Origin of the sequence: Aquimarina rubra, from assembly GCF_042684305.1 — a bacterium.
In the GTDB taxonomy this organism is placed as follows: Bacteria; Bacteroidota; Bacteroidia; order Flavobacteriales; family Flavobacteriaceae; genus Aquimarina; species Aquimarina rubra.
Genome location: NZ_JBHULE010000002.1, coordinates 155150 through 169644 on the forward strand (window position 1 = coordinate 155150; position 14495 = coordinate 169644).

General features: G+C 35.0%; 11 protein-coding genes. 1 reads left to right on the forward strand and 10 read right to left on the reverse strand.

Annotated elements, in window-relative coordinates; translation table 11 throughout:
• Positions 1–33: 33 nt before the first annotated feature.
• The 9 genes from ACFSR1_RS01240 to ACFSR1_RS01280 all read right to left on the reverse strand — a co-directional run bounded on the left by ACFSR1_RS01240 (position 34) and on the right by ACFSR1_RS01280 (position 12394).
• The gene (locus ACFSR1_RS01240; protein ID WP_378288838.1) at positions 34–1188 is read right to left on the reverse strand and encodes a DUF3800 domain-containing protein; all 1155 of its coding nucleotides are present in this window, start codon (positions 1186–1188) and stop codon (positions 34–36) included.
• 294 nt (positions 1189–1482) lie between these two features.
• The gene (locus ACFSR1_RS01245) at positions 1483–3243 is read right to left on the reverse strand and encodes a hypothetical protein (protein ID WP_378288840.1); all 1761 of its coding nucleotides are present in this window, start codon (positions 3241–3243) and stop codon (positions 1483–1485) included.
• Positions 3236–5452 carry a tryptophan-rich sensory protein gene (locus tag ACFSR1_RS01250; protein ID WP_378288842.1) on the reverse strand — a complete coding sequence of 739 codons (2217 nt, stop codon included), beginning with the start codon at positions 5450–5452 and terminating at the stop codon, positions 3236–3238. Before ACFSR1_RS01250 ends, ACFSR1_RS01245 begins: the two co-directional genes overlap by 8 nt.
• A complete protein-coding gene (locus ACFSR1_RS01255; protein WP_378288844.1) occupies positions 5452–6747 on the reverse strand; it encodes a BatA domain-containing protein in 1296 nt (431 codons plus the stop codon). Before ACFSR1_RS01255 ends, ACFSR1_RS01250 begins: the two co-directional genes overlap by 1 nt.
• A gap of 1 nt (position 6748) precedes the next feature.
• Positions 6749–7645 (reverse strand): DUF58 domain-containing protein, encoded by an 897-nt coding sequence (locus ACFSR1_RS01260; RefSeq protein WP_378288846.1) that lies wholly within the window; start codon positions 7643–7645, stop codon positions 6749–6751.
• Positions 7646–7663: 18 nt separating this feature from the next.
• Positions 7664–8665: an AAA family ATPase gene (locus tag ACFSR1_RS01265; RefSeq protein WP_378288848.1), complete on the reverse strand. Its 1002-nt coding sequence runs from the start codon at positions 8663–8665 to the stop codon at positions 7664–7666.
• Between the two features lie 13 nt (positions 8666–8678).
• Complete coding sequence (locus ACFSR1_RS01270; RefSeq protein WP_378288850.1) at positions 8679–9299, reverse strand: DUF4159 domain-containing protein; 621 nt, start codon at positions 9297–9299, stop codon at positions 8679–8681.
• Positions 9300–9406: 107 nt separating this feature from the next.
• Positions 9407–10723: a TldD/PmbA family protein gene (locus ACFSR1_RS01275; protein ID WP_378288852.1), complete on the reverse strand. Its 1317-nt coding sequence runs from the start codon at positions 10721–10723 to the stop codon at positions 9407–9409.
• Positions 10724–10753: 30 nt separating this feature from the next.
• Positions 10754–12394 (reverse strand): TldD/PmbA family protein, encoded by a 1641-nt coding sequence (locus ACFSR1_RS01280; protein ID WP_378288854.1) that lies wholly within the window; start codon positions 12392–12394, stop codon positions 10754–10756.
• A gap of 473 nt (positions 12395–12867) precedes the next feature.
• On the opposite strand from ACFSR1_RS01280, the gene ACFSR1_RS01285 reads away from it, so the two are divergent.
• A complete protein-coding gene (locus ACFSR1_RS01285; RefSeq protein ID WP_378288856.1) occupies positions 12868–13440 on the forward strand; it encodes a uracil-DNA glycosylase family protein in 573 nt (190 codons plus the stop codon).
• Between the two features lie 12 nt (positions 13441–13452).
• Here the strand turns inward: ACFSR1_RS01285 and ACFSR1_RS01290 are convergent, their stop codons facing one another.
• Positions 13453–13971, reverse strand: a complete 519-nt coding sequence (locus ACFSR1_RS01290; RefSeq protein ID WP_378288858.1) for a DinB family protein — start codon at positions 13969–13971, stop codon at positions 13453–13455.
• Positions 13972–14495: the final 524 nt, after the last annotated feature.

Sequence of the window (14495 nt, forward strand, 5' to 3'; positions counted from 1 at the left end):
CCCGCATTATCGCATAGGTGTTGTTACCCATAGTTATTTTTTCAATTCTATTATTTCACGTAACGTTTCGTATTCAGGGTAATTTAAAATATCAATCTCATTCATACTTCCTAGCAATACACTATCTCTACATTTTTTCATCCTTGCAATCATTGGTTGTATGATGCTATTATATCTATTTACAAACTCGGTTAGATCTGATTTATTTACAGGTAATTTATATCCGCCACTGTTTGAACTAACAATTATCAATCCGTTATCTCTTAAATGCCCTATTATGTTTTTCCTAAATAGTCTAGTTGAATAATCAAGTCCAATCTCAAATTTCAATTTGTCCATTAATTCTTGAGTTTGAACAAAATAATGAGGACTTACTTTTTGTATTAGCATTAAGTACTTTAAAAGATAGATTTGAGCTGTTATATCTGTCTCAACTTTATTTTCATTTCTAATAATATAATCTTTAGCTAATGTCAAAGATAATTGCGCAATTTTTGGATCAAAATTATCAGTTTCGTTTTCTTGTCTTAGGTAATTAGCTACTTTATTAGGCCAAAATCGGATGTTAAGTTTATCTTTTAGTAACTTAAGATAATCGGAAGAATTTTCTTGAAAATGTTTTGTGTCAAAGCATTTAGCTAAACTGCCAACTATAAAATCACTTAATTGGACAAGATTATTTTGTTTACTATCACTAAATTCAAAAAGCTTATTTTCATTGAATAAATCATATTGAGTTACTTCGTTTTCAATATATTTTTGAAAGCTTTTTTGATATTCAGCTGTTCCTATTTGATCTGCTAAAAAAGTTATTTTTTTATTAATGCGATTTAAATCAGTGACCAATAATTTATTAAAATACTTATAGAAAGATTGTTTTATACTCAATCCTTCTGAATTTATTTCTTTTTTGTCTACAACTATTAAATAAATAGTAAAATCAATTTCATTAAGGTCATTAAGAATTGATAAACGTCTTGCATGGTGAGTCCGCTTAACTTTAGAAGATTTTATTTCACTGTTTTGAAAATGTGTTTTTCTAACTTGATCAATTATTTTTTGACCAGAAATAAGGTTTTTTTCTTCAATTAAAGTAGCACATATCAGAAAATGAGAGGTAACACCATCTTTTTGAACTTCTATTGAGTTTGTTCCGAACTCATCAATATGCGCTAAAATTTTTGTCAATCAGATCTAGTTTTGTAATTATGGGTAACTATTATATAACAGCAATTGCGTTTAGTACCGTTTGTAAGTAATTATAAACATTTACAAACGATTCATATTTCTACTCGTTTTTATTATACCTTCTAAAAATAATGTAAAATTCCCCATATTACAAAATGATGTGAGTTCTTTTATGGATTAGTTGGTGTTTGCATGATTGTTACGACCTCTCGACTGCGCTCGAGGTGACAGTACTTGGGCAGCACTTCAACAGGCTCAGTGTGACAAAGCTTTTCATCGAATGGACGGTTTTTATTACTCTTTTCCCAACTTAGGTGCTAGCCATAAATATCCGATACACAATAGAAAGAAAATGTAGAATCCTATTGGATTGATGGGTGCTGCAGGTGAGATTTGTTTGGTGACTTTCTCGGTTTGCCTATCAAACTGTCTGCGGTTTCTTAGTATGTTATCATATCTTGATTTTGATTTCCATGTAGTGGTATCTGTTACAAAATAATCCAAAACGGCTGCGGTGTCTTGTGCTATGGATAATCTATTCCAGCCTAGTTTCTTAGGATAGGTGATGCCTGTCCATAGGTTTGAGATATCAATATCGCTTCGCATTGCAATGCGATATCCTTCTTCTGTTATTACTTCTGGTTCAGGAATAGCGGTTCTTAGTGTAAAACTATACGATTGATCCTTAATCCCCAGGATACTATGTTCATCCCAACTGACCTCAGCACTCTCTTTTTTACCGATACTACTTATAATTTCGGACCATAGTTGTTGGTAATCGGTTGTTTTTCCGTTTAATAATAACTCATAGGTACTTTCTAAAACCGTCGTACTTACCTTCCCTTTTCCAAGATGTTTATAGGCGGATACTATGTTTTCAGTATTATTTTTATGTATCGCTTGTAACTGAAATTGATCCTTAAAAATAAAAGGATACTTCCCTATTGTATTTTTCGGTGAATCAATAAGACTTGTTTCAGTACTCTTTTCTCTGTCAAAATCAAAAGCGACCTCATCTTTTCTAAATCTAAAAAAATCATCATCCGGTTGGATAAAAAGTCCTAATCCTTTTTCTCTAATAGCATTCTCAAGTGCTGTCCGAGAACGTTGTCCTACATTCTTTGCGGTAGTAGCATCTAGGATCACCAAATCAAAAGGCTGTAAACTCTTTTCAGAAAAAGCGCCGATCGGTATTCGATCCGTATTAAAATATTCGAACTTATATTTTCCTCTGGTGATGCGACTTTTCACCAATACTTCGTGTCCCATTTCTGCCAAATAGTTTTTTAGGTATTTGGTTTCAAAAGTTGGAAAACCGTTTACGATCAGGATTTTTAAGCCTTTGCGATCCAATACCTTTATGGGAATGGGATCTTTTGAAAGCAGCTTTCCTAGCGAATCTGTTTCGACCAACGAAAAGGTATAGGTACCAACCGACTTAAGATGTGTAGCTAATTGAAAGGATTGTTTTTTACCCGATTCTAAAGAGATAGAATCTAATCCATTTCCTCCTGGTCCTTCCAGAATCAATCGGTTTCCTTTTGTTGGATTGTTATACAATCCCTCAAACTGTAACTGCTCTCCTACTACCCTACTATGATCATATTGGAACCGCACCACACCAGAAGGGCTATCACTGTTGATATAGTGTACTTTATGATCCTCTAACTGCCAAAAATCAAAGGGTGCTACACCTTCTCCCAATACAAAAACAGTATCCGATGTATGTATATTTTTAAAAATGGGTTGATTCGCTTTGTACGGAAAGGTTTGTATTCGTTTATGAACTTTTTTTAAACTATCTAACTGTTTGGTGTCATAACCATTCGTAAGCACTGCTACTTTGGTGTTTTTACCGAGTATGGGTACCGCTGGTTTTAAAGCAATCACAGCGATGGACATTATCGCAAACAGCGCAACTGTTATGTTGATCCAGAACTTAGTTTTTCCAAAATGAGACCACTCTTTCCAAACAAAAACCAACCATAACACTATGGCACCAATAGCGATATAAGCAATCCAATTACTATGTAAAAAAGTGACATCCTCAATCATTGATTTCGAGCTCTTTTAATAGTAAATCGTTTATTTCGCTTGTTTGTTGTTGCTGTTTCACTGCATTAGGCTTCAACTCCGGAAGCGCTAAAAACAATCCTTTTTGCAAGGCTACCAGCGCTTCTGATGGTACTGCCACATCTTCAGAAATCCATTTTAATTGTTGCAATGTTTCCAGGTATTTTCCTAGATCTTCAATCGCTTTTTCGGCTAATTCATTTCCGGCTTGACCGAAAAGCAGTTTATCTTTTTCGGTAATCGTTCCTTTTTCAGAAATTAATTGCTCCAGTCTTGCCAAGGTTACACGTATGGAAGGATATGCATCTTCTTGGGCTAGTTCGGCACTTTTTCTATAGCCTGATACCTCATCTATTTTTCCGGTGAGTCTTTTATCTTCTTTAATGGGTGGAGGATCAAAACCGATACGATGTACATAAATACGCGCACTGTTTTTTATTTCCTGAATCAGTTTTAGGGCTCTGTATTGATAGGGTAATGATTTTTCTGGCGTATAGAGTCGTAAATACAATTCTGCATCCCACATTTCATTCAATGCTTGTCGCAACTTGCTTTTTAAGGATTGTGTAAACAGTGTAGACTCTTCCGGGTCTTCGTGATTATGCAAGTATTCTTCTAAAGGGTCTTCCTTTTTTTCTTCTTCTACCAAATTATGCTCGTTCTCGCTATCATGTGCGTGGGTATATTTTGCCAATGGATCTTCTTCTTCGTGATCTTCTTCGTGATGATCTCCTTCTTCTTCAGGAGATTCTACGTCTCCTTCAGCCGTGCCTCCGAATTCTGATTCATCACCCATAAATTCTGCATATTTCAGCCGTAATACTTTTTGGTCAAAACCTAGTTCATTACTCTTAGATTTATAGTCTTTTGTGGATAGTTTAGGTTTATCCTTCAGCAATTTTTCTGTGTCAATAATCAACTGCCGCTGACTTCTAAAATAATCCGGCATCAGATCCACTCCCATGGTTCCTTCTACCGCAAAGGTGTCAGAAATGGTATCTTTTATCACCGCAAAAAAGGTTTCACTCCTGGATGTATTCGGTTTCGGCCGTTTGCGATCCAACGCTTCTACGTAAAAATATAATTCGTCACCAGGTTCCATCTTCATTTGATCCAGATTGATGTTTTTGGCCAAACTCATATTCTTATTGCCATTGGGAATTTTACTATTGAAGTTTAACTTCTCTTCTCTGAACTTTACAGATTCGCCAGAACCTTTACTCACCGTAGCTATAATGTAAGCGTCTTCAATCCCAAAATCGTCGCTAATAGTTGTGGTAAACGATACCTTTTTATCTTGATTAAAAGCAAAAGAAGTGAACTGTTTTATTCCTTTGATTTCTACCGAAGGACTCTTGTCTTTGATCACCTCAATAGCATACAATTCGGAAACGTATGATCTATCTTGAAGGTCTGTAAATTTAAAATTATAAAAACCTGCACTCGTGAGTGTGGATGCTCCTGTATAGTTACCATCTGATAATTTCATAGGATAGCTATTTCCCATACTTTCCATCGTTACCCCTTTAATTTCTTGGTCAAATTGTATTTTCCAGGAAACTCTGGATCCTTCTACTGCTTTTATATCCATGTTGGAAGTCTCTACAGAAGGAACTCGTGTATAGTTAGGATAATCAATGATTAGTTCTTGACGAATTAGCTTAGGGGATTGAACTACTGTCGCAGTTGTATCTGTTGGCTTAAAAACAATTGCTTCCGGAGTTATTGTTGGTTGTTGCGACCCTTGTAGGTTTGTTAATACTTCATACTTGTAGATCACTGCACCTATCAAAATAAACGAACCTAAAATAATCGCTCCACGAACTAAGTGATGAGGAGGTTTTATGGTTTTTAGCTTTTCGACAAGTCTGGTTGTTACTCTATTTTGCTGTATTCTGGCTAAGCCAGACAGCTTTTCTTCGGGTACTAACAAAAGACCGGTACTATACTCCGTAGCATCGAGATGAAGATCTATATAGCTGGCAACATTTTCTAAACTGTGTTTCCAGGGCTTTATAAAAATTATGATGATAGAAGCGACTAAGATGAATACAGCTATCGCCCAAAATACATTCAAAAATATCAGGTACGAAAGAATAGCTGGTCCTAAGGCATATAATGTGATCTCCAGCCAAAGCATCAGTTGCCATCGCCTTCTAAATCCAACCAATATGTCTTGTCCTGATCTCATTATTGTTTTCTGAATTTTGCTACACTACGTTCCATTACTAACAATGCTCCCAATAACAACCATAACCATGTTGATATATCAAAAAGCTCAAATTGTTTTTTGTCTGTCGCCAGACTAGCTGTAATTGGTTTTAGTTCTGCTATATCAATCGTTCTTTTATCATACTCATTAACTCTATCCTGAATATCTTGATGAAAATCAAACAATTTTAGCAACTGCTCAGATAGATTTCTATCAATACTATTGGCTGTAGTAAGCGCTTCTGTAAGATAAAAAATCCTATTCGAAGATCCTGCTTCAATAATGTTATTAGCAAGGTTATCCGGTTGATACACTAACATCTTTGTTGGTGTATTCGGAACTACATCTGAAGATAACCAAACAACCAGGTCAAATACAGCGTAATCTATACCATCTATATTCTGAACTGTTTCTATATCTATTTGCCTATTCAGGTATTTTGATATTGCCTTTAGCGATGCTTCTATGTATGTTTTCTGAGTAACCAAACTATCTTCATAGAACAGTACTACTTTGGTTGGTAATTCTGAAGTAAGCGATAGGCTTTCTTCCTTTCCGTTTAACGGAAAAGTCACACTATCATTTGCTTCATTAAATCTCAGTCTCTTATCATCGGTAGCAATAAATGCTTTCTTAAAAAACAACTGATCCTGATCGCTAATCATCGATAGTACTTGAAGAGAATCTTCTTTTTTGACGGCTTTGAGTGCTTTTTTAGATAACTCCTTTGAATCTAAAGATACCCAGGCGATATTTTGATTCGTATTTGGCCTTCTACCTTTGATTCCGTTTATGAATGCTTTTGTGAAAACGACAATACTATCGGTTTGTAAGGTTTCCATTTCTTTGGCTAACTGCCAATAATTAGGTGTTTTATTATTTGAATCAAATTGATCTTTGTCTAATTCTGGAAATCCGGATTCCAAGAGTCTTAATGATGCTCCTGTATTTATCGTATCTATGATAGTTTGTATCCTTTCATCATCCAGTAATAAAGGTTCCACCATATAGATAATTGGAATGGTAGCCGCTTTCTTTTTAATTTGAAATCCGGCAATGAGTAAGACCAAAACGCCTATTAATAACATTCTTACTACCAGTAGCAAAAATTCATTCAACTGAATACTTCTTGATTGTTTTGAGTCAGATTCACTTAGTAATTTGGTACTCCCTACTTTTATCGTTTTTCCTTCTTTTTTACTCCACAGATGTATGGCTAAAGGAACCAGAAGTCCCAATAATGCCCAGAGATATGTAGGGTTGAGGAAAAACATATCAGATTAGTTTATTTCGTTTCTTCAGGAATACTTGCAATGCTTCACCTATATGTTCATTCAATTTGAAGAGATGATAACTGATATCATTGGCCAAGAGCGTATCTTTTGTTTCTTTTATCATCTTTTCCAGCGATGCGAGGTATTCTTTTTTTGCAGTTTTTGCATCTATTTTGAGCTTTGCACCAGTCTCTAAATCTTCGAATGTTACGGTTCCTTTATAATCAAATTCCAATTCATTCTTACCCATAAGATGTAAGACTACTACCTCATTTTTAGGAGTTTTCAGTCTTTTGATAAAAGAAGTCAATTCTTCATTATGCTCATACAGATCTGTTATAAAAAATATGAGTTCTTTATGATTGCGATCATGAAGACTTTTTGAAGCATCCGGATTTTCGGGCCACTTTCCTTTATTTTCAATCTTGGTTAGCTCTAATAAAAATCGATTGTAATGTTGTTTCTGGATTTTAGGATATACGTTATACAACTGCTGTTCATTTAATGCAAAAAGTCCAATAGCGTCTCCTTGATTTTGGGATAAATATCCTAACGAGGCTATCAGTATTCTGGCATAATCCATTTTAGAAAGTTCGTCTTCTTGATGAAGCATGGATTTACTGGCGTCCAAAATAAATTTTACCGAAATATTCGTTTCTACTTCGGATTGTTTGATATAATACCGGCCGGATCTGGCTAACATTTTCCAATCTAGTAATCGCAAGTCATCACCAGGTTCATAGTTACGAAATTGAGTAAACTCCATTCCCGAACCTACATTATAGCTATGGTTTAGACCAGACAAATATCCATCAACAATCACACGCGCAATGAGTGACAATCCAGATACACTCTTAATAAGCTCTGGTTTTAGTAATTGGTGATAATCTTGTCTCACTTGATTTGTTCTATGGTCTTACTTCCCTACCTCAATGTCTTTTAATAGACGGTGCGTAACATCATCAGAAGTGATTCCTTCTGATTCTGCTCTAAAATTCACAATAACTCTATGACGTAACACAGGTATGGCTACATGCTGTAAATCATCTAATGTCACTGATAATCTTCCTTGCGCTAATGCACGAGCCTTGGCTGTTAATATCATGGCCTGACCAGCACGTGGTCCTGCTCCCCAATTGACCCATTCTTTTACATAGGTATTGGTTGTTGTTTCTGGTCGCGTAGCTCTAATCACCTTACTTACATAAGAAATCAAGTCATCACTGATTGGAACCTCTCTTACTAACTGTTGTAATCTAATAATATCTTCTCCGGAAATTACTTTATTCAAAGTTTCTTTTTTGACACCTGTAGTGTTTTTTAGAATGGTAGTTTCTTCTGATTCGGTTGGGTATCCTATTTTGATATACAATAGAAATCGATCCTGTTGTGCTTCAGGAAGTGCAAACGTTCCCGATTGTTCGATCGGATTCTGAGTAGCGAGTATAAAAAACGGTCTATCTAACTCGTATGTTTTTCCTGAATAGGTAACCTCAAACTCCTGCATGGCTTCTAACAACGCTGCTTGCGTTTTTGGTGGCGTACGATTGATCTCATCGGCCAATATGATGTTAGAAAAAATGGGGCCTTTATTAAACTTGAAAAACTTCTTCCCGGTACTATAATCTTCTTCTAATATTTCGGTTCCAATAATATCCGACGGCATCAAATCCGGCGTAAACTGTATTCTTTTGAATTTAAGATCAATCGCTTGTGCCAGTGTTCTGATCATTAACGTTTTTGCCAAACCCGGAACTCCTTCTAACAATGCATGTCCACCCGCAAGAAAGGTAATCAACAATTGTTCTACCGTTTCTTCTTGTCCTGTAATTACCTTACCGATCTCTTTCCGTAACTTCTGAAGCTTCTCGGTAAGAATCGTTACCTCTTCTTCTATATTTACTAACTCTTTGTCCATTTAACTATATCTTTTATGATGTTAACGCATACATAACGATATTAACACCAAATCGGGTATTGTCTATTTTATACCATCGTTTATTTCTAAAATCATAATCCCACTCACAACCGTAGTCTTTGTTACTAAACAAAACACCTATTCTATCATTAATCTGAATCGCTTTTAAATAGTCGTGCACAATATCATCTCCCCATCCGTTTAATTCTTGAGAAGTGGTTGGCGGACCATCTTCAAACTCAAAAAATACTTTGTAAATCTCGTGATTATTAGGAATCTTTTTTAATGCTTGCGATCCAAAAATATCCTCCATTTGCCGCACAAAGGATTTAGAAAATAATCCATCGATATCGTGATTACAATCATCTGCAAACACAAAACCACCATTATTTACATACTTTTTAAAGTTTTCTCTTTCCTTTTTGGTAAACTGCACCAGCTTGTGTCCTGAAATATAGCAAAATGGGCTTTTGAATATCTCATCACTACTCAAAGGGATAATTCTTTCTTGAGTATCCACTTTTAGTGTAGTGTACTCCACAAGTGAGTTTAATAGATTAGAAGGCATTCTTTGATCCACATCCCAATCCCCAGACTCATATTGTAATCGTGTAAAGAAAAATTTAGTACTCAATGCAGTGTGTTGTTTAATCCATGTAAGATACATTTTGAAATAATACATAAATAAAAACTGGTTATCATGAATTCATCAAAATAACCAGTAATATTATGAACTACCTCTTATACTGCGTCTGATAAACTAGTAAAGGTAAAGTCTCTTATTTTCATATATGGCACTAGATTACCATCGATTCGAACTTGTTTACCTAGCGTTTCCAGATTATTAAGCATAATGATCGGACTTTCGTTAAATCTGAAATTCTTCACCGGATGCTTTATTTTTCCGTTTTCTATGTAGAAAGTTCCATCTCTGGTAAGTCCTGTATATAGTAAGGTTTGAGGGTCTACGGTTCTTATGTACCATAATCGAGTAACTAAAATACCTTTTTTAGTTCCTTTAATCAGGTCTTCTAAGGATGCATCTCCTCCTTGCATAATAAATCCATTTGGGAAAGGCACGGGATCCACTCCTTTTTTCTCTGCCCAATAACGACTATATGCCAAGTTTTTTACTACTCCATTTTCTATCCAGCTTGTCTTTTTCAGAGGTTGTCCTGAACCATTCCAGGTACCTGTAGGAACTTCGGGATTCAACGGGTCGGACCAAATGTTTACACGCTCATCTACAATCTTCTCTCCCATTTTGGTTCCTCCTCCTTCTTTGGACATAAAGCTTCGTCCTTCATCGGCAGTACGCGCATTAAATGCAAACGCCATATTGCCTAAAAGACCAACAGAAGCTGCCGGTTCCAGAATCACTGTGTATTTACCAGGTTCTATTGCCTTAGCTTCTTTAGACATTACTGCTTTATCAATAGCCACTTTGGAAGCCTCTACAGCATCAAATTTACTGACATCATTAAAATCTCTAGTCACCCAACCAGATCCTGTACCATCATTACTACGCATAGTAACTGTAAAGCTAGCATTCGTGGACTGGTTATAAGCAAATAAACCATTAGAGTTCAGCATTGCACTAAACCCGGCAGAATCATTAAAAAATCCTGCAGCGGTCACATCTTTTGCCGCAGCTGGTTCTATACTGCTATTGGCAACCTTAGCACGATAATCGGGTGTTATTTTTGCTGTAGCATCTACATAAGTAATTGATGCATCATATTTTTGTGGTCCCAACGGAGCCATAAATTCCGGATTCTCCGGAGAAAGTTTTGCCAATTCTTCCGCTCTCTTTACTACCTTTTTTAAGGATTCATCATCAAATTCATCAATCGTAGCTGTACCGGATTTCTTTCCGAAACTCGACTGCACTACGAGCGTTTGATTAGATCTGTGTCCTGCGGTAGACACTGTATTTCTAGCATAGCGGATATTACCACTTTCACTTCCGCTTAAATTTATTTCACAAGCATCTGCAGTAGAAAAGCTTAACGCCTTTTCCATAATCTGCCTTGCTTCTTCTTTAGAATATATTGCCATGATATTTTTTATTTGTAATAAGACTGTGATTTAAATTTTTCTACCTGTGTTGATCACATTCACACCGTTAAAACGTGTGGTAGAACTTCCGTGAGATACAGCACTTATTTGAGAAGGCTGTCCTTTACCATCAAAGAATGATCCGAACATTCGATAATCATCTTTGTCACATATCTTAGCACAAGAATTCCAGAATTCTTGTGTATTCGATTGATATGCTACATCATCTAGCATACCAACAATTTTTCCGTTTTTGATTTCATAAAATACAGTTCCTCCAAATTGGAAATTGTATCGTTGTTGATCAATAGAATATGATCCTCTACCAGCAATGTAGATTCCTTTTTCTACATCTTTGATCATATCATCTATAGAGTACTTTTCTGTACCAGGCTCTAAAGATACATTAGGCATACGCTGGAACTGTACATCATTCCAACTCTGAGAATAACAACAACCGTGAGATTCATTTTGATCAATCATATGAACCTGATCTCGTATTGCCTGATAATTGGTTAATATACCATTACGGACTAAATCCCATTTCTTAGTTTTTACTCCTTCATCATCGTAGCCCACTGCTCCTAATGAACCAACTTGTGTTTTATCAGCTACAAGATTTACAATATCACTACCGTATTTAAAGTTTTTAGTCTTCCATTTATCTAATGTAGCAAAACTAGTTCCTGCATAATTCGCTTCGTATCCTAATACTCTATCTAATTCTAACGGATGTCCAACAGATTCGTGAATGGTAAGACCTAAATGATTAGGTTCTAATACTAAATCATATTTACCTGCTTCTACAGATTTTGCTGTCAATCTTGCCTTAGCTTGTTTAGCTGCCAGCGTTGCATCTTCTACAATATCATAACTATTACGATATAGATTTAATCCTTCAGGGCCTTTTAATTTTTCTGAAGCCAATCCATCCATATATTCGTATCCCATTCCCATAGGAGCACTCATTGCCTGACGTGATTTAAATTTACCGGTACCTTTATCAATAGCAGTTACGGTAAATGTAGGCCAGATACGATGTACATCCTGATCTATATACGATCCATCAGTAGAAGCAAAATATTTCTGCTCATTTACCATAAATAAACCTGAGTTTACATAATTAGCTCCATTTTGTAATGCTGCAGCATTTGCAGATAGTAATAAATCTACCTTTTCAGAAACCGGAACATCTTTGAAATCCTTTTTGACAGGAGTTTTCCAGGTAACTTCTCCATGGGATTTTACCGGAGCTAGTTTTACTTCTTCCTTTTGAATTTTGGAATTTGCTTTTGCAATTGCTACCGCTTGATCTGTCGCTTTTTTAATTCCGTCTTCGGTAACACTATTAGTAGACGCAAATCCCCAAGTACCATTAACAATTACCCGAATTCCGATTCCAAAGGATTCGGTATTTACCACATTTTGTACTTTATCTTCTCTGGTAAATACATATTGGTTTAAATACCTACCGATTCGAGCATCGGCATAACTTGCACCAAGCGATTTTGCAGTATTGAGTGCTACGTCTGCCATTCTTTTCTTAATGGCTACATCCATTCCCGGATTAAGCAATGCTTCTGCGGGAATGTCATTTCCCAGGAGTAGTGAAGGCATCATCAAAGCGCCTGCTCCTAATCCTGTGTATTGAATAAAATCTCTACGTTTCATAAACCTCTTTTTTGATTGAGTGAATATTTAAAATAAGTCTGATGAACTTTATCTTGTTAAAATTCCTTTAGTTTCTATAGTTACTTGACCATATTCCCAAAGTTTTGTTACAAGACTAACTTCCGTTAGCTTTAAAAGTAGAAAAATTAAATCAAAGTACCATACCACCATGAATCCTACTTAGTGGATTTTGAATGTAATATTCCGCAAAACAAACACTTTATAAACAAAACCATAAACAACTGATAAACAAATTATTAAAACCTTATTTATAATTACACGATTCTTAAAAGATTGTACAAAATCATACCAAAAAACTATAAAAACCCCACTTGCTTAAATTTTTGTTAAACTTTCAGATGGTTCCTTATCAAATACTCATAAAAACAACCAAAACACTACTTTCCTTTCACTAAACTATGTAACCAACTATTATATTTATAATTTGATCCTCCAAACTTGTAATAGCCTCTATGAAAAAGTTATTGTCTTCAATTTCTAAATGTGATACGTGTGCTTCAAAATTAGAGCTGGGACCAAGACCTATAGTTTCCGCCAATATTAATAGCAAAATAGTAATCATAGGACAAGCTCCTGGAAGCATTGTTCATGCATCCGGAATCCCTTGGGATGATAAAAGTGGGGAGAATTTAAGGGCTTGGATGGGAATTGATACTCACATTTTTTATAATACAGAAAAAATTGCTTTGATCCCTATGGGATTTTGTTATCCCGGAAAAGGAAAGTCAGGAGATCTCCCTCCTACAAAAGAATGTGCCCCTTTGTGGCATCAAAAATTGTTTTGTAAGATGAAAGATGTAGAACTCATCTTACTAATTGGCTCATATGCTCAGAAATATTATCTAGGTAATCGATTAAAACGTACCCTAACGGAATCTGTAAAAAACTATACTGATTATCTACCTGATTACTTCGTATTACCTCATCCATCACCCAGGAATAATATTTGGCAAGCAAAAAATGAGTGGTTTAAAAAAGAGGTTATTCCAGAATTAAAGAATAGTATTCGATCCATCCTTACCTAGTAAAATTTAGACCTATAAATATCTTTCTTTTATAACATCTATATGCCAGATTTCATGGCCAATAATAGTAAACGCTGCAGCTCTGGCAGACATATCACCACCATTCGCATTACCTACATACGCTAACTGATCATCAGTAATGCTATTAAGAAATGAAATAGAACTTTGTCTAACTGCTTTAAATTCACTTATCAACTCGCTCATAGATTTTTGATTTGCTCCAGAAGGATTTATGTAAATATTTTGATCAAATCCTGCTAATGAAGTTTTATCATTTCTAGCTATCCTAAAACATCGGTACATAAATATTCTTTCGGTATCAATGAGGTGCTGCAGAACTTCTTTCACACTCCATTTCTCTATATCATAACGATATTCTTCTTTCTCATTCGGAATTGCTTCAAAAAACTCGATTATATTTTTCATCCCAACTTCGAAGCCTTTTCTTAGTATTAATTTAGCGGATAATTTGTTGATATATCTCCCATAATATTCATCATATTCACTTGTATCCAGATCTGTAATTTTCATCCTTTTGAATTTTTGATTGTGATACAATAATATTCATTATTATGATCTGGATAGTAGTCCGGTTTTGAGATAATCGAGATTCCGGTTCTATAAAATTTTTATATTTTACTATACTAATTTTCAGGTAGAAATGTCAAAATTCAGCAAAACACAACTAAGGATTCTTTTAATTGCAACCATCATTACAGTTATTGGTTTAATTACAGGATGGTATCTTTTTATTTTTTTAGTGATTCCGGTCGGGTTTTTATTTCGAAAAAAAGATTAAAAAGGCTGAAAAAAATTGCATCATATTCGTTAAAAAACTGAAGTAATGATAATGATTCGGGAAAAGAATTCTGATTATTTAAAAGAGGTATCATTAACATTTATATGTCTATCAACTTATGTCATAGTTTCGCTGGGATATATGCTTATTTTTTTTATATATTTACCCCAAAAGTGTTAAATTAAGACTACGATTAATAATTATTCCTAATAATAGTCCCAGAATAACCTTTTTACTTTTACATTAAATATTGAGT